Here is an 18,970-nt window from a genome sequence, read left to right on the forward strand (position 1 = left end):
AATCCCTTCGGGCGCGCCATAGATGCAGGTGGCAGGCACCACGAACCCCGCGTCGTTCACATCGAGGTGTGGCTCTCACCGCCGGGTCGCGAGGTAGATGGTCGCGGACGACTTGCCTCTGGTGAGGGGGTTGTCGAACCAGATATGCCTGGCCTCGACGTCGGTGAAGACGGCCTCGAGGATGGAGCTGAAGCTGTCGTCCGGTGCATCGTCGGACCACATGGCGAACGTGCCGCCGGGGGCCAGAAAAGCCGACATGGCGTGCAGGCCGTCGTAGGTGTAGAAGTCTGCGTGCGGATGGTGTAGCACGTGGCGGGGCGAGTGATCGATGTCGAGCAGGATCGCGTCATAGGTTCGGCCGGGCTGGGCAGGATCGAAGCCCACCGAGTCCGTCGTCGCCGCGAAGAAGTCCGCGCACACCAGCGCCACACGGTTGTCAGCGGCTAGGCCGGCTGTGTCAGGTAGCAGGTCGCGTTCATGCCAGCTGATGACGGCATTGGAGTATTCGACCACAGTGAGTGTCCGAATCCGGTTGCATTCCAGTGCTTCTCGCGCGGTGTAGCCAAGGCCGAGTCCACCGATTACCACGTCGAGGCCCGCTCCTGGCGTCCGTGCCAATCCCAGCCTTGCGAGTTCCCTTTCGGCGACGGTGAACAGGCTCGACATCAAGTACTCGTCATCGAGCTTGACCTCATAGACATCGGCGCGCACCGTCAGATCGAATCGGCGCCGCAGGCCTGGATTTTTCATCGAATGTGGAGCTCAGGGGTGTCGTTAACGTGAAAGGTGCACTGCCGCAAGGATAATCGGAGTATTCGAGGCTCGGTTATCCAGGATGGGAGTGCACCTGTCAGATGCAGGCTACTACGGATTGGTCGAAGAATGTCCGAGTTGAGGTCCGTGGCGACGACGTGGTCGGGCACGCCGGTAACGTGATACCCCGGTTGCTGGCCGACAATCTGGGTTTGACCAGCGGTTTGTCGTCGGTGCTGTCGCGCCCAGAAGTCACCCACGACCGAGGCGCGGTGTTGCGCGATGTGGCGGTATCGATCGCCGGCGGCGCGCAGAACCTGGCCGGCACCGCGGTGCTGCGCGATCAGCACCGGTTGTTTCAGGCGGTGGCGTCGGTTCCGACGATGTGGCGGTCCCTGGGCGAGATCGACGAGCAGAGCATCACCGAGGTCACGGCCGTGCGCAACAAGGTCCGCTCTCGGGTGTGGGAGGCGATCGAGGCCCGCCACGGTGCGATCCCGGCTTCGCAGACCTGCTATGGGGACCTCGGGGACACGATCGTGATCCGCATCGACGCGTCGCTGATTCAGTCGCACAGCGATAAGCAGCACGCCGCAGGCAATTTCAAAGGCGGGTTTGGCTTCCACCCGCTGTTGGCGTGGTGTGACAACACCGGCGAACTGCTGGCGGTGATCGCCCGTGCAGGCAACGCCGGCTCGAACACCGCGGCCGATCATATCGCGATCATCGACGCCGCGATCGCGGCGATCCCGGCCAAGTGGCGCCGCAAGTTGCTGGTCACCATCGACGGCGCGGGTTCAAGCCACGCCGTCGTCGAACACCTGGAGAAACTCAATGCCCGGCCGGGGATGTCAGTGGGCTACTCGGTCGGATTCGACCTCGATGAGCGGGTCCGGGTCGCGATCGGCCAGATGCCCGATGCGGGATGGCAAGCCGCACTGGATGCCACCGGAGCGGCCCGTGACGACGCCCAGGTCGCCGAGTTGACCGGGCTGCTGCGCCACAGCACCGGAGGGGATCGGCTGGTCGGCTGGCCGGCCGGCATGCGCATCCTGGTGCGGCGCGAAGAAATCGAACACGGCACCCAGTTGTCATTGTTCGAGCAGCTGGCCGGCTACCGCTACCAGGTCCTCGCCACCTCGACTGCCGGTGGACAACCCCAGCGACTGGAAGCCCGCCACCGCGTCCACGCCCGGGTGGAGGGCTTCATCCGCACCGGCAAAGACACCGGCCTGGCCCGCTGGCCCTCACACTCGTTCGCCATCAACACCGCTTGGGTCACCGCCGTCGCGATCGCCATCGACCTGCTGTGCTGGATGCGACTGCTACTCCTGGACGGCCCACTGGCCAAAGCCGAACCCGCCACCCTGCGCTACCGGCTGCTGCACGCCGCGGCCCGGCTGATCAAACGATCCCGCTACCTGATCCTGCGGATCCCCCAAACCTGGCCCTGGGCACAAGAATTCGCCGACGCCCTCAACAGGGTCCGCGCCATACCCTGACCCACAGGCCCCTATGCCCTCTCGACCCCAAGAAAGGAGTAACCACCCCCGGGATAAAGGACCCGGCGTCACCGCACGACACGCGGCGCCGCCGCCTACCCCCAGCCTCAAAACCTCGACAAAGCTGCCGCCCCGCAGACCGCCACAGCAGAACCCGGGCCACCGTGAAATTCTGAGGTCTGGGCTATGAGGCCGGCGATCCGGCCGGACGCGGATCGGGAAATTCGCGCAACGGCACCACGCCGAAAACGGTGACCACCGTCAACGGCCCGGTGCAGATCGATGCGCCGCGTGATCGCAACGGCTCGTTTGAGCCGGCGATTGTGCCGAAGAAGACCCGCCGGCTCAACAACATCAATTCGGTGGTGTTGTCGCTGTATTCACGGGGAATGACCACCCGCGATATCGAAGCCCACCTGCAGGAGGTCTATGGGGCGTCGGTGTCGCGGGAGTTGATCTCCAATATCACCGAGGTGGTGGTCGATGAGATCAAGGCCTGGCAGGCCCGCCCGCTCGATGAGGTCTACCCGATCCTCTACATCGATGGGCTGCGGCTGCGGATCGGCGACAACGGGGTCATCACCACCAAGGTCGCCTATTTGGCCATTGGCGTGGATCTGGAGGGCCGCAAACACGCCTTGGGCTGCTGGATCCAGGACTCCGAGGGGGCGAAGTTCTGGCAGAAGGTCGTCATCGACCTGCGCAACCGCGGGGTGCGCGACATCCTCATCGCCTGCTGCGACGGGCTGACCGGTCTGCCTGATGCGATCCGCTCGATCTATCCCGATACCGTGGTGCAGACCTGCGTCGTGCACGTCATTAGGAATGCGATGCGCTTCGTGTCTTATAAGGACCGCAAGAAGGTCGCCACCGCGATGCGGGCGATCTACAGTGCGCCGACCGTCGATGGAGCCGAACTCGCACTCAAGGAGTTCGACCAGCAATTCGGCGCCCAATATCCGGGTGCAATTGACGTGTGGCACAACGCCTGGGGGGAATTCGTTCCGTTCCTGGACTATCCGGTGGAGTTGCGCAAGATCGTCTACACCACCAATGCGATCGAGTCGATCAACTTCCAGTTGCGCAAGATCACCAAGAACCGTGGTCATTTCACGGACAAGGACGCCGCGATGAAGTTGCTGTACCTCGGGCTGCGCAACATCTCCAGCGAGAGAGGAGGCTATTCGGGTACTGGAACGCACAACTGGACTGTGGCGCTCAACACACTCGCCAGACTATTCCCTGGGCGAATCCCATTGTGCTAGAATACAACTCGTAGTCAAATCACCTCTGACTTACACAGAAATCGTGACAGGCTCAGGCAGACCGGTCAGCCCGTCGCAGCAGGCGATGAGGATGTCGCGCACCCCGCGGTTGCGCAGGTCGATGACGACCTTCTGCCAGAACTTCGCCCCCTCGGAGTCCTGGATCCAGCAGCCCAAGGCGTGTTTGCGGCCCTCCAGATCCACGCCAATGGCCAAATAGGCGACCTTGGTGGTGATGACCCCGTTGTCGCCGATCCGCAGCCGCAGCCCATCGATGTAGAGGATCGGGTAGACCTCATCGAGCGGGCGGGCCTGCCAGGCCTTGATCTCATCGACCACCACCTCGGTGATATTGGAGATCAACTCCCGCGACACCGACGCCCCATAGACCTCCTGCAGGTGGGCTTCGATATCGCGGGTGGTCATTCCCCGTGAATACAGCGACAACACCACCGAATTGATGTTGTTGAGCCGGCGGGTCTTCTTCGGCACAATCGCCGGCTCAAACGAGCCGTTGCGATCACGCGGCGCATCGATCTGCACCGGGCCGTTGACGGTGGTCACCGTTTTCGGCGTGGTGCCGTTGCGCGAATTTCCCGATCCGCGTCCGGCCGGATCGCCGGCCTCATAGCCCAGATGGTGGGTTAGCTCCGCATTCAGCGCCCGCTCCAGCACGGCCTTAGTCAGCTGGTTCAGCAAACCGTCCGCGCCGTCGATCGGGGTCCCGGTCTTCACCGCATCCTTAATCAACGAGTCCAGCGTCTCTTCGGTGAACATCTCGGCCAGCCGCCGCGCCGCGGTCGTCTCCTCAGCCGGCATCTGCATGGTCTTGGTCACAAAACACTCCTTCTGTCCGCCCAACGGCGGTCCGATGATGGACCACCCCGGACTTACACAGATGGAATGACACGCCCTTCAAGACCGCCACCAGTGTTTCCCTCTGCCAGGCACCCGGCTTCCTGGGCCGGACTGGCCCCGGGATCCAACGAGTCCGCCGGGCGAGTGAAGTCCAACAGGACCCGCCCCGGCAACCGCTACCTCAAGGGCGCACTCGGTATCGCCGCCTGGAACCTGCTCACCAACGGAGACTTCTACCGCGACCCCGGCGCTGACTACTACACCGCACACCGGCCAGCTGTCTCCAAAGCACGAGCGGTCAACCAACTCCAAGCCCTCGGCTACCGCGTCACCCTCGAACCACTCGCCCAACCCACCTAACCCACCACAGGCTCCAGTCACCTGTTGTGGTCTCCGAATTTTCGTGTCAGCGCCGGCCACCGGATGGGTCACCCGGCTTGCCGAACCCGGTCACGTCGCGCGCCTGGACGCCGACCTGCGCAAAATCTGGCGCATCAGGTTGATTGTTGTGAAGTCGGCGACATCCCCTTCGAGGCCGAAGCGGCTAATCGGTTCTCCCAATTGGTGTCCACCCAATAAGAGAAGTTGCCCAGTGTATGCTCGGGATACGCCGCTGACGGGATGGATTAGTTATGCGCATCGTGATTAGCCGGAATCAGGTCTCAGATCCAGCCGAAGTTGAAGCCTACTATCGTCAACGACGGCCGGAGATGTTGCCATTCGTGCCTGCGACGGCAAAACGCGTGCTGGAGCTCGGCTGCGCAGAGGGGGCATTCGCTGCCACAGTCAAGGAACGTACGGGAGGGGAAGTTTGGGGCATCGAGTTCAACCCGCAGGCGGCCGAACGTGCATGTGCTCTCATCGATCGAGTCCTCGTCGGAGATGCCGATGAGCAGATCGCCAAACTACCGGACAACTACTTCGACGCGATCGTGTGCAATGACGTCCTAGAGCATCTTGTTGATCCGGGTTCCACACTTCGGGAGCTCCGGCGCAAGCTCGCCCCCGGGGGTGTCGTTGTTGCCTCTATCCCAAACATCCGCTTTCTACCTGCGCTCAGCAAGGTAGTATTTCGGAAGGATTTTCCACAGGAGGACTACGGTATATTCGATCGCACGCATTTACGCTTTTTTACCCACAAAAGTATCGTGCGGCTGTTCAGAACATCAGGCTTTAGTATGCGGCGCATGAAGGGCATCAGCGCATATTACAGTCCCCTTGCACTGGTGCTGACCATCATAAGCTTCGGATACTTCAGTGATTGCTTCTATATGCAGTATGCGTGCGTCGCGTCGCCATCAACGTGACATCCGCTCGTCCTTAGCTTAGGCATGACAAATAATTTGCGCGCAGTAGAAAATCTACTGGGCCACGCCCGACAGCGCATACAGTACGCAGCGCTGCTGTACGCTTGCCCAAGTTGGCCTATCCGATCGATGTTTCGATCTACTCGTTTAATGCTGTAGCGCGGTAGCCCTTGATCGCGCACTTGCACGCTGAGACCGCGTCGGCGTCTTCGGAGCCATCGTGAGCAGGCCGACAGAGTAGACGCAGGACCGTCCAGAGACCGCCTTCGCTAATCAGCGGGAACACTTCAAGCGGACGAATTTTTCCAACAGATCGGCAGCGTTGGCAACGCTTTCAGTCGGTGTCGTCATGCGCGTGGAAAGCTCACGGGCTCGGGCGGCGTATTCAGAGGCAAGGATCTGGCGCAGGTCCGCAACCAGCGATTCCTCGGTGGCGGCCGAAAAACTCCGGGCGGCACCCACTTTCAGTCGTGCGACCTGAGTTCCCCAAACGGCTTGATCGAGCCATGTCCAGAGAATCAATGTGGGGAGTCCGGCGCGCAGGCTCGCAGCCGTGGTGCCCGCGCCGCCATGGTGAACGGCGGCACGACAAGTCGGAAAGATAGTCGCGTAATTCATCGATTCCACGACCTTGACGTGCTCGAACTGCGGGACGTTGCTGAAATCAGACACCGCGGCGCATACCAGAGCTCGCTCGCCTAACCGCTGGCAGGCCGCGGCGATCATGGCGATCGTGTCTGCCGGAGATTCGACCGGTGTGCCACCGAACCCGAAGTAGATCGGCGGTGTTCCCGCGGCGATCCATGACGCGACCGCGTCATCGGCCTCCGTCGCCAACGCCAGCGTCAGCGTGCCGACGAAAGGTCGTTGCCCATCCCATTTCGCCCATTCGGTCGCCAGCCCCGGAAAGCACACCTCGTCGTAAGCCTGGATTTCCAGCGATCCGCGTTCGGCGATGCGTCGCGCCGACGGAGTTGTTGCCTTCGGCAAGCCGAGTTCACGGCGCTGCGCGTTGTCGTTCTTCTTGAACATGCCCCAGTAGTGCCGCCACTCGTTCAGCGCCGTGGCCGAGCGTATCTGGCGGTTGACCCGTCGCGGGGTGACGTGCACCGTGGCCAGCGGAATCCCGTAATACTCGGCGATATTGAACGCGGACTCCTCGAGGAGCTGATAGGTGACCAGCAGGTCGGCCCCCTCCGCCAGGGGCGTCAGCACCGCGCTCGTCTGCTTCCAGGTCTGCGTAAGGAGCGCCTCAGCTTCGCGCGATAACCTGATAAGACGCGGGATGTTCAAGAGTATCCGGAAATCAGTGGCGGGCAACAGGTTACGTTGCGTGTCGTTATAGGTCTTGAAATCCGGTCCGAATGCGACCGCCGCAAGCCCGGCCGCCTCGGCGAAGCCAACCAGATCGGGAGTGACGGCAATGCGTGTGTCGTGGCCTCTGCGCAGCAGCTCACGGCCGATGGCAACGCACGGCTCGACATCGCCGCGAGTGCCGTAACATGCCAGCACAACTCTCATAGCGGAACAGCCTTTCCGTTGTTGCGTGTGCCTTGGATGCCGGTGCGTAGAAAAAGTGTCACTGCGGGGATTCGGCTGCCGCGCGGTACCCGCGGACGGCCAGCGGTCCGATCACTGCGGCCAGGCCCAGGGCCCACACCACGGTCAGCAAAAGCGGCCACAGCGCGGGATCGCCCTGCGCGAGTGCCCGCATGGACTCAATCGTCGGCCACATCGGCTGCAGGTGCATCTCTAGCCGCACCGCCGAGGGCAGGTTCTCAGCGGGAACAACGCCCGAGCTGGAGAACACCGAGCCGATGGATGGCACCGCCAGCCAGGAGAGCACAGCACCGGTCTTGGACCGTACCGCGATCGCTATCACCGCCATCGCGAAGACGAGAACTATCAGCACGGGCACCAAGAGGAACGGAATCACGGCGAGCCAGCCCCCTTTGAACCGAAGTCCGAGCCCAACGCCGACCGCGGTGATCAATGCGGTGCTCACCAGCGTGCGGGCAGCCTCGGCGAGGAGCCGACCGGTCAGCGCGCTCGCCCGGTGCACGGGCATCACCCACAATCGACCGATCATGCCGCTGTCGCGTTCGAAAGGAAGGGTGCGTCCGGCTATAACGGCCCCAAACATCGCACCGGCTACGGCGCACATGGGCACCAAACCATACAGACTGTCCGTGCCGGTGAGTCTCATGATCGATTTGCCGACCAGCAATTTGTAGGTGATCAGCAGAAAGGTTGGGAACACCAGGGCCTGGATCAGCACCGCCGGCTGGCGCCGCCACTCGGTGAGGAGCCGACCGGCAAATACCAGACTTTCGGTGGCCAGCGAATTCCGCAACGGTGCGTCGACGGTCATTGCTTCCGCCTCTGTGCCCGCACAGCAATGACACCGAACACCGCCAGCAACGCGAGGCACCATGCCACGCTGGTCGCTAAGTTACTGGCCACTACGTGGCCGGCTGCGAACCCGCGCAGGGTTTGCGTCACTTGCGAGACAGGCTGGTTACGCACGAATGGATGGAGCCAGTTGGGGAACGAGTCGACCGGCGCCATCCCAGTGGACAGCATGACCAGCAGCATTTGGGGCACCAGAAGCAACTGCGAGAGCCCTCCGCTGCTCGCTGTCTTGCTCCGCGATGCCTCGGCAAGAACCCCAGCTGCGTCGGCCGCCAACGACAGCGCCAACGTCAACGCCAGGGTAAGAACGGCGAAACCCGCGGCGCAGCCGAACCCGCCGAACAATCGGAAGCCGAACGCGTACCCGACTGCGATCGCGGCGAGCAGAGCGAGAGCGCCCCGAAAGAGGCAATACACCATGCGGGCCATCATCGGCGTCACCGCGGATATGGGAAGTGTGCGAAGCCGATCCCCGAAGTCGCCGCGCTCGTCGCGGGCGGCCCGGTCAACGGTCGTCAGCGCACCGAGGAATATCACCTGGACGATGACGACCGGTAGCACATACTGCGGGTAGCTCATTCCACCGGTGTCGATCACATTGTTCAGCATGAAGTTGAAGACAACCAGGCTGGCGACGGGCGACAGCACCGCAAACGGCAAATCGTCACGCATTGCGACGCGCACCACACGCTCGGTCAAGGCAGCTAGCGCGGTCACTTCGTGGTGACCTCCCCGGTGAGGTGCAGAAACGCCTCGTCCAGCGACGGCTTACGCAGCGCTATGTCGGCGAGCTCAACCCCGAGCTGGTCCACCCGGCGAAACACCTCACCGAGCGTCGCGACACCATCGGGCGACCGCACCGAGACGGTGTTCGCCTCGTAATCGGCTTCGGCGCCGTCGAGATCGGCGACCGCGGTGAAAATCGTGGCGAGATCGGCCGGATTCACCGGGCTCACGGTGCAGTAGCCCAACCCCACGCGGCGCTTGAGGTCTTCAGCGGTCCCGTTGGCGACGATGCGACCATTGCTCAGGACGACGATCGAATCGCTGAGCACGTCGGCTTCCTCGAGATATTGCGTGGTGAGCAGGATTGTGACGCCCTGAGCTGACAACGACGACACCAAGTCCCACACGTCACGGCGACTACGCGGGTCCAACCCGGTCGTCGGCTCGTCGAGGAAAAGCACTTTCGGCAGAACCACCAGTCCGGCGGCAATATCGATGCGACGCCGCATGCCACCCGAATAAGTTCGCACTGGCCGGTCGGCGGCGTGCGACATCTCGAACTGGTCGATCAAGGCGTCGGCCCGCAACCGCGCGTGTTTGCGCCGCAACCCCCGCAGCCGGCCGAACAACACCAGATTCTCCCGGCCGGTGAGCTCGAGATCGATCGCGGCCCACTGGCCGATGCTCCCGATACTTGCCCGTACCTGTGCCGGGTCGCGGACGACGTCGAACCCGGCCACGACCGCATGGCCGGAGGTGGGCTGCAACAATGTTGACAGGATCTTGATCGCGGTCGTCTTACCGGCGCCGTTATGACCGAGCAGCGCGCATATCGACCCCGTCGGAACGGAAAAGCTGACGTCGTCCAGGGCGTGTATTGCCCCGTCGAACGTCTTGGCTACGCCGTCTAGTTCGATCACGATCACAGACGATACCCGCCGCTATACGCGTGTTGAGTAGAAACCGGCTCCTACGATTTCGCGGTGGCCTCCTCGGCCTGCGCGCCCTTCGCGGCCGGCAGCGTGGTCGCCTCGGTTGCGCTGCGCGATTATCACTCCCGGCAATGGCCGCGCGGACTTGCCGAGGGATAAGACTCGTTGGCACGCAACCTGACACGGCAACTGTTGGACTATCTCGGGATCTGGCCACAAATCCGGCTAAACGATCACCGCCAAAACCAACGGCTTCTATTTCGGGCAGGACCAGAAATGCACACCGCACATTCACCAGCGCGCGAGGGGCCCCATTGGAGGCAGGTGGCCTGACGACGCCCGACCGACACGCGGTTCTTTGACCACTGACTCCGTCACAGAGCGAGATCGCGGAAAACCTTGGGACGCGCCGCAGCAATCCACAAGGATCTGGCGTCCCCCGCGCAGTGCCGGCGCGGGCGGAGCGGGTCACAACAAGGGATAGGGCGGTAACGGAGGTAGCGGAGGTAGCGGAGGCGGCGGGGGCGGCGGCGGCGGCGGAAGGGGCGGGAGCAATGCATACCACCACGGTGGCGGGTCGGGCGGTATCGGCGTACCAGCGACACCTGGGGTGCCCGGGGCGCCCGGACCATCGCCAGCCGGTGCACCCGGAGCGCCATAACCGCCCTGACCCGCCTGCCCGCCGGTACCAGCGGCCCCACCTTTACCGCCATCGCCTCCGTTGCCGCCGTTGCCGTTGGTGCCGCCGACGCTGGCATAGCCGCCATAGCCACCGGCAGCGCCGGCGCCCCCGCTGAAGCCGTTGTGTCCGGAAGCGCCCTCGGCGCCGACGGCGCCGCTACCGCCGTTTCCGCCGTTTCCGCCGTTACCCCCAAGACCCGCAGCACCGGGGTGAGCCAGGAAGTTGAAGAACAGGGATTGGCCGCTGGCCCCGCCGATGGAGTAGCCGCCGTTGCCGCCGGCCCCGCCCGCGCCCCCAGCCGAGCCCGTACCGGAACCACCGTTGCCGCCGTAACCGCCGTTGCCGCCGTTGCCGGCGTTGCCGCCCGCCCCGGCGGTGCCCCCCAACAGCGCCCCGTTGTCGCCACCAGCCCCGCCGTAACCGCCGTTGCCGCCGTTCCCGCCGGCCATCCCGGCGGCCCCGGGCGTGGTGCTCGACGTTCCGGGGAGGCCGTTGCCGCCGTTGCCGCCGTTGCCGCCGTGCCCGCCGGCACCGGTCATCGAGAAGATCGCCCTGTTGAAGCCACCGCCCCCACCGTTGCCGCCGTTCCCGCCGCTTTGGCCGGGCTGCGATGCGGACAGGCCGTTCCCGCCGTTCCCGCCGATCCCGCCGTTGCCGCCGCCGAGCCATCCATTGGCCCCGCCGGCCCCGCCGTTGCCGCCGTTCCCGCCTGCGCTTGTGGCATCTCCACCGGCGCCGCCGTTACCGCCGTGGCCCCACAGGCCCGCCGACCCGCCGGCACCACCGTTGCCGCCGTTGGGGCCATTCGCGCCGTTACCGCCGTTGCCGCCGTTGCCAATGATCCACCCGCCGTTCCCGCCGGCCTGGCCCGCGCCCCCAGGGGTTGTGGCCGACGCCCCGTTGGCGCCGTTGCCGACCAGCGGTCGACCGGTAAGCGTCTGGATCTCGCCGTTGACCGTGTTCCACACGCCCTGCAAGCCCGCCACGCCGGCCGCCTCTGTGGAGGCATACTGTGCCCGGGCAGCATCCAAGGCGTTGAGGAATTGCTGGTGAAACAGCATCGCCTCAGCATTCAGCGCCTGGAACTCCTGCGCGTAAGCGCCGAATAATCTTGAGACCACCTGCGAGACATCGTCCTCGGCCAGGGGTATCAGCGACGTCGTCGAAGGCGCCGCCGCCGCGGTGGCGGCCATGATCGTCTCCCGGAGCCCAGCCAAATCCGACGAAGCGACGGCCAACAGGTCCGGCGTGGCGATCACATAGGGAGACATGCGTGGGCTCCGATGGCGAGACCGGTCTCAACATAAAGCTGTGGACCGTGACAGTGTAGTACACAAGTTGAATTGTTATCGAGGTCTAATTGATCAGTTTGACTCATTCCGGTACTTATCCACCGAAGCGCGTAGCACAAACCGGGAGTCGGTCTCCGCCCGCCGGACAGCACCGGCCGGACCGCACCGCCGCTTTTTGCGAACCGGCCTGGACAACCGAGGTGCGGCAAGCCGAACCGGGGGCGGTGACTACGGCGCGTTTGTGCGGGGCGTCGGATGGTACGATCCCGATTCGCCAGACCCGGGCAATGGATTGGGGCGTCATCCCAGCTGAGGAGCTCTATTTTGGCTGACGGCGATCTGAGCGCGCGCGAGGCCGAACGCATCGTGTGGGACGTGATCGTGGTGGGCACCGGCATGGGTGGGGGCATGCTGGGCTACTCGCTGGCCCGCTCGGGCCGACGCGTGCTGTTCGTCGAAAAAGGACGCTCCACCCTGCCCGGCACACCGGGCACGATCCGCGCGGCCATGCCCGAACTGGCCGAACCCCAGGCGGCACGCTCCGCAACGACCTACTACGACGCCTTAGTCCGCGCCGGACGCTCCACCGACGAAATCGAAGACATCAGCGGACGCTTCCCCAAACGCTTCGTGCCGTACATCGGTGCCGGTACCGGCGGCTCCTCGGCCCTCTACGGCATGGTCTGCGAACGCTTCTTCACCCAAGACTTCACCCCCCGCCAAAACTTCAAGGATCCCGGCGACTCGACCGTGCCCGAAACCTGGCCGATCACCTACGACCAGCTAGCCCCCTGGTACACCCAGGCCGAAAAACTGCTCGGGGTGCGCGGCGCACCCGATCCCCTGCGACCCGAAGCCGCCCACGTCAACCTGCCCGCCGCTCCCCCGTTCTCCCCCGACAACCAGCCCCTGGTCAACTACCTGACCGGACGCGGCCTGCACCCCTACCACCTGCCCATGGCGTGTGACTACACCGACGGCTGTGCCACCTGCCAGGGCCATCTGTGTCCCCGGTCGTGCAAGAACGACGCCGGCCGCAACGGCGTGCTGCCCGCGGTGACCGAGCACGGCGCCCACCTGATCGACGAATGCCGAGTGCTCCGCCTCGAGGCCGACCACTCTCAGGTCCAGCAGGTGATCGCCCAACACCACGACGACATGCTGGCACTGAAAGCCAAAGTGGTGGTGCTCGCCGCCGGCGCCCTGGCCACCCCACTGCTCCTACTCAACTCCCGCTCCGGGCAATGGCCACGCGGACTGGCCAACGGCTCCGACTACGTCGGGCGCAACCTGATGCGCCATCTCATGGACTGGATCGAGGTCTGGCCAGAACGCGGCTGCAAGATCACGGCCGAGAACAAGGAGATCGGGCTCAACGACTTTTACTTCTGGGAGGGCCAGAAATACGGCACCCTGCAGTCGGCCGGCGCGATGGCCAATCTGGCGTCCCTGGACATGTTGACCAACCAACCCGGCTGGCAGCCGAAGTTGCTGCGCCTGATGAGTCCGGCAGTGCGGCCTATCTACGACCGCTTGTTCAACGGCGGACTGCTGCTGGCCCCGATCATGGAAGACCTGCCGTATCTGGACAACCAGGTCGAGCCCAGCGATCGTCCCGGCGCGGACGGCCGCCAACGGCTGCGGCTTCGGTACCGGTTGCATGCCAGTGAGATCGAACGCCGCGCGGTGTTCATGCGGCAGATAAAAGAGGTGTTGCAGCCGTTTCGCACCCTCACGCTGCGGACCGGCGCAAACAACTCGACCCTGGGCCACGTCTGCGGCACGTGCCGCTTCGGCACCGATCCCAAAACCAGCGTGCTGGATCCCCAGAACCGGGCGCACGACGTCGACAACCTTTATGTCGTCGATGCGTCGTTCTTTCCCTCCAGCACCGGGTTGAACCCCAGCCTGACCGTTGCGGCCAACGCCCTGCGGGTGGCCGAGCACATCAACCAGGCCCACTTCGCCACCTGACGCTCAGCCAACACGCTCGAGGCGAGCGAAATTTTCCACGAGGTCGGCCGCGGCGGCGACACTTTCGGCGGGTCTGGTCATTCGAGTGGCGATTTCGCGGGCTCGGGTCGCATATCGCGGGGCCAGGATCCGACGCAGGTCTGCGACCAGCGATTTCTCGGTGGTGCTCGAAAAGCGCCGGGCGGTACCCACCTTCAGCCGTTTGATCGCAGCTCCCCATATCAGCTGAACGTCCGCCATCCAGAGGATCAACGTGGGCACGCCGGCGCGCAAACCTGCGGCCGTGGTGCCCGCGCCACCGTGGTGGACGACGGCACGGCAGGCGGGAAAGATCGCCGCGTAGTTCACCGCACCCACCACTTTGACGTGATCGGAGTGGGCGGCGCTGCTGAAATCGGACCAGCCGGCGCAAACCAGCGCTCGCTCGCCCAGTTGCGCACACGCGGCGCTGATCATGGCCAGCGTATCGGCTGGAGATTCCACCGGTATGCTGCCGAACCCGAAGCAAATCGGCGGCGTACCCGCGGCGATCCACGATGCGACGTCGTCATCGGCACCGGTCGCCAACTCCATCGTCAGCGTGCCGACGAAGGGCCGCCGCGGCGGCTTCCCCTCATTCCATTTCGCCCATTCGTCCGCCAGCCCCGGAAAACACACCTCGTCGTAGGCCTGGATCTCCAGTGATCCGCGTTCCGCGATGCGTTGCGGCGCCGGATGTTTCACTTTTGGAAGGCCGAGTTGACGGCGCTGCGCGTCCTGAACCTTCTTCACTCCCCGCCACACCAACCGCTCGTAGACCGTCATCGCCGAGCGGATCAACGGGGCGGGCAGGACGGAACGAGGTGACCGTTGGCCCGTATCGGGAACCACAGCAGGGTGGCCAATGGAACCTCGCGATATTCGGCGACGTTGAGAGCTAGCTCCTGGTAGCTCATGCCGGTGAGCAACACGTCGGCACCATCGGCCAGCGCCGTCAGCGTCGTGCTCATCTCCGCCCAGCGCTGGGTGCCGGGCTCCCGAGCTTCGCGCAGCAGCTTCTTCACCTCCTGGATTCTCCAGGAGTTGCGGAAGAATCGCGCCCAGAAGTTGCGCGTCGATTCCAGCCACGCCTGCATGTCGGGTCCGTAAGCGGTCGCTGCGAGCCCAACCGACTCGGCGAAGCCGACCAAATCGGGCGGAACGGCCATGTACACGTCGTGCCCTCGGCGCAGCAACTCCCGACCGACAGCGATGCCGGGCTCGACATCGCCACGAGTTCCATAGAATGCGAGCACAAATTTCATCGCGCGATCTCGGCCTTTCACTCCCCGTACGCGTTCTGTGAAATGAAGGCGGCGGACCGCGTCCACAGCTCAGCCGCACCGCAGCATAACCCCGGTACCTGACGGCGATGGCAACGACGCGTGACCGTACCCGGGTCGGGGCAACGTCTGGCGCGACAGTGGCGTGAGCGGCTGGGCGGCCAAATGTCTTGGGAGTGTGCGCGCTTCCCCGACGCGGTCGCCGCCGAGACCCCGACTGCGTCGGGACACCACCCTGAGAAGTTCCTTAAATCCTGGTCGGGCGCTGTAGGCCACCAGTATGGTTTGGAGCCGTAATTAAACTCGTGTCAGCTAGGGTGGTGCGGTGGTCTGGGGCAGTGTGCACGATGTCGAGCCGGCGTGGCCCGATGTCCCCGTCGAGGGCGGCCAAAACGCTGACCAACGCCACGGCCCGCGGCGCGTTCTGCTGCGACGTCCTCGCCAACCGTCGAGTGCGCCTACAGCACAGGTCGGCCCCGGTAAGAATCGCCGAAATCCGGGGTCTGTGATTATGCGGGGCCTGAAGCGGCTGTGGATCCCGCTGGTCATCCTGGCGGTGATCGCCGTTGGCGGATTGACTGTGTCGCGACTGCACGGGCTCTTCGGCTCCGAGAAGAGCCTCTCTTATGCCGACACCAGAGCCGACAACAAACCCTACAATCCCCAGCACCTGACCTATGAGGTCTTCGGACCACCGGGGACCGTGGCTTTGATCAGCTATTTCGGCGCCAATGGTGATGCGCAACATGTCGAGGGGGTGAGCCTGCCGTGGTCATACGAGTTCGCGATAACCGCGGCAACGGGCATGAGAAGCGTCGCTGCGCAGGGTGACACCGACAGTATCGGCTGTCGCATCCTGGTGGACGGCGTGGTCAAAGCCGAGAAGACAACGCACGAAGTAAGCGCCTTCACCTCCTGCACGCTGAACGCCTCATGACCAACCGTCAGCAATCCCACAGTCGACCATTGGTAGCGCGGACCATCCGGAAATTTTCGGTGCTCGTCATCCTGGCGTGGCTGGCGTTCATCGGTGTCTTGATCGTCTGCGTCCCGTCGTTGGAGCAGGTCGAGAGCGAGCATTCGGTATCCCTGAATCCCACGGATGCGCCGTCCGTCAGGGCAGCACAGCGGCTGAATGAGGACTTCAAGGCGTCAGACCAAACCGGGCAAAAGAATTCCGGCGGCGTGGCGACGATCGTTTTGGAGGGCCAGCAACCCCTCGGCGACGACGCCCACAGGTACTACGACCATTTGATCGCTCAATTAAAAGACGATCCGAAACATGTGGCATACGTCCAGGATTTCTGGGGCGATGAACTAACCAGACACGCTGCGCAGAGCGTGGACGGAAAGGCCGCATATGTTCAAGTAGTACTCGCCGGTAATTCGAGCCAGACCACGGACAACGAATCGATCGCCGCCGTTCAGCGCATCGTCGCGCGAACGCCGGCCCCGCCGGGGGTCAAAGCGTACGTCACCGGGCCCGCGGCGATCAATGCGGACATGAGCCACAGTGGCGACAGGACGGTCGCCACGATCACCGCGGTAAGCGTCGCGGTGATCTTCATTACGTTGCTTCTCGTCTACCGGTCGGTCATCACAACAGTTCTGCTGTTGCTGGTGGTGGGCATAGAATTGCAAGTGGCGCGAGGAATTGTCGCATTTCTTGGCCATCACGGGTTTATCGGTCTCACCACCTTCGCCGTTAATTTGTTGGTATCGCTGGTGATCGCGGCCGGAACCGACTACGGAATATTTTTCGTCGGCCGGTATCAGGAGGCGCGTCAGGCCGGCCAGGACAGGGAAACGGCCTACTACACCACCTACCACGGGGTCACCAAAGTCGTCGTGGCCTCGGGTCTGACGATCGCCGGAGCACTGTTCTGCCTGATCTTCACGCGGCTGCCCTCGTTCTACGTGCTGGCCGTCCCGTGCGCGGTCGGTGTACTGGTCGCCGTCGCGGTCGCGATCACGCTGATCCCGGCAGTCCTCACCGTCGGGAGCCGTTTCGGCCTGTTCGAGCCCAGGCGGACATTCAACCCCCGCGCGTGGCGGCGGGTGGGCACGGCGATCGTTCGATGGCCCGGCGCCATCCTGGTCGCCACCTTGGCGGTCACCCTCGTCGGGTTGCTGACGCTGCCGGGCTACAAACCCAGCTACAACGACCAGAAGTACATCCCCAAGAATATCCCCGCCAATTTGGGGTATGAGGCGGCAGCGCGGCACTTTCCCCCGTCGGCGATGATGGCGCCCGACGTCCTGATGATCGAAACCGATCACGACCTGCGCAATCCGGCCGATTTTCTGGTGCTGGAGAAACTCGCCAAGGCAGTCCTCGCGGTGCCGGGCATTTCGTCGGTTCAGGCGGTGACGCGCCCTGAGGGAACCCCGATAAAGCACACGTCGATACCGTATTTCCTGAGCATGCAAGTCGCCGGCCAGCAGCAATTCCTGCTTTTTCAGAAAGCGCGCCTCAAGGACATGGTCAAGCAGGCCGACATGTTGGCGGAAGCGATCAGCATCACGCGGCATCTCTATGCCCTGACCAAGCAGATGGTCACCACGACGCACGACATGGTCGTCACGACGCGCGACATAGACGACCTCACGAACGAGTTGCGAGCCCATATTTCGGATTTCGAGGATTTCTTCAGGCCGATCCGCAGCTATTTCTACTGGGAAAAGCACTGCTACGATATTCCGATCTGCCTTTCGCTGAGAAGCATATTCGATTCTCTCGACGGTGTCGACGCGGTTACCGATGAGCTGGGAAAGGTTGTGGGAGACCTTAATCAGATCGACGTCCTGCTGCCGCAGATACTCGCCCAGTTTCCCGAAATGATCGCGATCATGGAGAGCTCGCGGTCCATGCTACTCACCATGCACAGCACCATGTCCGGAGTCCTCGGGAACATGAGCGACGACAACGGCAATGCGAGCGCCATGGGAAGGGCGTTCGACACCGCCCAAAACGATGATTCGTTCTACCTGCCACCGGAAGCCTTCAAGAACAAAGACTTCCAGCGAATCATGAAGATCTTCCTGTCACCGGACGGGAAGACCGTCCGCATGCTCATCTTGCAAAAAGGCGACCCCGCGTCGCCCGAGGGCATTTCCCGCGTCGATCCGATCAAAAGCGCGGCCGAGGAAGCGCTCAAGGGAACTCCACTGGAAGCCTCGAAAATCTATCTCTCCGGCACCGCAGCGGGTGTGCGCGACGTGGTCCAGGGGTCCACATACGACCTCATGATCGCCGGTGTGGCCGCGCTCTGCCTCATCTTCATCGTCATGCTGATCATGACGCGAAGCTTTGTTGCCGCCCTGGTGATCGTCGGTACCGTATTGCTGTCGCTGGGCGCATCCTTCGGCCTCTCCGTGTTCGCCTGGCAGGATCTGCTCGGCATCCAAATACACTGGTCAGTGCTCGTGATGGCGGTGATCGTCCTCTTGGCGGTGGGGTCCGACTACAATCTGCTGCTCGTCGCCCGGATCAAAGAGGAAATAGGCGCCGGCATCAACACCGGCATCATCCGCGCCATGGGCGGCACCGGCAAAGTGGTGACGAACGCGGGACTGGTGTTCGCGTTCACCATGGCGTCCATGCTGGTCAGCGACCTGCGTGTCATCGGTCAGGTGGGCACCACGATCGGTCTGGGCTTGCTGTTCGACACGCTGGTCGTGCGCGCGTTCATGACGCCGTCCATCGCCGCGCTGCTCGGGCGCTGGTTCTGGTGGCCGCAGCAAGTGCGCCCCCGCCCCGCCAGCACCCTACTTCGGCCCACCGGGCCCCGCCCGTTGGTACGTGCCTTGTTGCTGAGATGACGGCAGTCAATGGCGGATTTTGAGTTCAGGACCGTACCGGCAACCGTGGAGAGCACCGTGGCACAACGCTATAGCGAAAGCAGTGGCTGCCGCTTCGAGGTGCACGGCGCGGGCGCCCGTACCGTCTTCTGCCCGGGGCAGCCC

11 protein-coding genes and 4 pseudogenes are annotated in these 18,970 nt (G+C 63.8%); 7 read left to right on the top strand and 8 right to left on the bottom strand.

Annotated elements, in window-relative coordinates; all coding sequences use genetic code 11:
- Positions 1-75 precede the first annotated feature (75 nt).
- Entirely contained in the window at positions 76-711 is a 636-nt protein-coding gene (locus AB8998_RS17410; RefSeq protein WP_369736448.1) for a polyamine aminopropyltransferase, read from the bottom strand.
- Between the two features lie 143 nt (positions 712-854).
- Between AB8998_RS17410 and AB8998_RS17415 the strand changes: the two genes are divergently transcribed.
- On the top strand, positions 855-2,255 hold the full coding sequence (locus AB8998_RS17415; RefSeq protein WP_369736302.1) for an IS1380 family transposase: 1,401 nt from the start codon (positions 855-857) through the stop codon (positions 2,253-2,255).
- A 179-nt stretch (positions 2,256-2,434) separates the two neighbouring features.
- Positions 2,435-3,520, top strand: a pseudogene (locus AB8998_RS17420) (IS256 family transposase); the annotation flags it as partial.
- Between the two features lie 45 nt (positions 3,521-3,565).
- Here AB8998_RS17420 and AB8998_RS17425 read toward each other — a convergent pair.
- Positions 3,566-4,306: pseudogene (locus tag AB8998_RS17425) on the bottom strand (IS256 family transposase); the annotation flags it as partial.
- Between the two features lie 147 nt (positions 4,307-4,453).
- Here AB8998_RS17425 and AB8998_RS17430 point away from each other — a divergent pair.
- Together AB8998_RS17430 and AB8998_RS17435 are read left to right on the top strand one after the other, a co-directional pair.
- A pseudogene (locus tag AB8998_RS17430) lies at positions 4,454-4,738 on the top strand (transposase); the annotation flags it as partial.
- A 272-nt stretch (positions 4,739-5,010) separates the two neighbouring features.
- A complete protein-coding gene (locus AB8998_RS17435; RefSeq protein ID WP_369739005.1) occupies positions 5,011-5,685 on the top strand; it encodes a class I SAM-dependent methyltransferase in 675 nt (224 codons plus the stop codon).
- Positions 5,686-5,958: 273 nt separating this feature from the next.
- Here AB8998_RS17435 and AB8998_RS17440 read toward each other — a convergent pair whose 3' ends face one another.
- The 5 genes from AB8998_RS17440 to AB8998_RS17460 all read right to left on the bottom strand — a co-directional run bounded on the left by AB8998_RS17440 (position 5,959) and on the right by AB8998_RS17460 (position 11,708).
- A complete protein-coding gene (locus AB8998_RS17440) occupies positions 5,959-7,206 on the bottom strand; it encodes a glycosyltransferase (RefSeq protein ID WP_369739006.1) in 1,248 nt (415 codons plus the stop codon).
- 58 nt (positions 7,207-7,264) lie between these two features.
- Positions 7,265-8,056, bottom strand: coding sequence for an ABC transporter permease (locus AB8998_RS17445; protein ID WP_369739007.1), 792 nt, complete (start codon positions 8,054-8,056; stop codon positions 7,265-7,267).
- Positions 8,053-8,796, bottom strand: a complete 744-nt coding sequence (locus AB8998_RS17450) for an ABC transporter permease (RefSeq protein ID WP_369739008.1) — start codon at positions 8,794-8,796, stop codon at positions 8,053-8,055. The genes AB8998_RS17445 and AB8998_RS17450 overlap by 4 nt, the downstream gene beginning before the upstream one ends.
- Before the next feature lie 14 nt (positions 8,797-8,810).
- On the bottom strand, positions 8,811-9,743 hold the full coding sequence (locus AB8998_RS17455; RefSeq protein ID WP_369739010.1) for an ATP-binding cassette domain-containing protein: 933 nt from the start codon (positions 9,741-9,743) through the stop codon (positions 8,811-8,813).
- A 480-nt stretch (positions 9,744-10,223) separates the two neighbouring features.
- Positions 10,224-11,708: a PE family protein gene (locus AB8998_RS17460; protein WP_369739011.1), complete on the bottom strand. Its 1,485-nt coding sequence runs from the start codon at positions 11,706-11,708 to the stop codon at positions 10,224-10,226.
- 345 nt (positions 11,709-12,053) lie between these two features.
- Between AB8998_RS17460 and AB8998_RS17465 the strand changes: the two genes are divergently transcribed.
- Positions 12,054-13,703, top strand: coding sequence for a GMC oxidoreductase (locus tag AB8998_RS17465; RefSeq protein ID WP_369739013.1), 1,650 nt, complete (start codon positions 12,054-12,056; stop codon positions 13,701-13,703).
- A 3-nt stretch (positions 13,704-13,706) separates the two neighbouring features.
- Here AB8998_RS17465 and AB8998_RS17470 read toward each other — a convergent pair.
- A pseudogene (locus AB8998_RS17470) lies at positions 13,707-14,986 on the bottom strand (glycosyltransferase).
- 529 nt (positions 14,987-15,515) lie between these two features.
- Between AB8998_RS17470 and AB8998_RS17475 the strand changes: the two are divergent.
- Together AB8998_RS17475 and AB8998_RS17480 are read left to right on the top strand one after the other, a co-directional pair.
- Positions 15,516-15,941: an MmpS family transport accessory protein gene (locus AB8998_RS17475; protein ID WP_369739014.1), complete on the top strand. Its 426-nt coding sequence runs from the start codon at positions 15,516-15,518 to the stop codon at positions 15,939-15,941.
- A complete protein-coding gene (locus AB8998_RS17480; protein ID WP_369739015.1) occupies positions 15,938-18,826 on the top strand; it encodes an MMPL/RND family transporter in 2,889 nt (962 codons plus the stop codon). Before AB8998_RS17475 ends, AB8998_RS17480 begins: the two co-directional genes overlap by 4 nt.
- Positions 18,827-18,970 lie beyond the last annotated feature (144 nt).

The sequence above is a fragment of the Mycobacterium sp. HUMS_12744610 genome (assembly GCF_041206865.1).
Taxonomy (GTDB): Bacteria; Actinomycetota; Actinomycetes; order Mycobacteriales; family Mycobacteriaceae; genus Mycobacterium; species Mycobacterium servetii.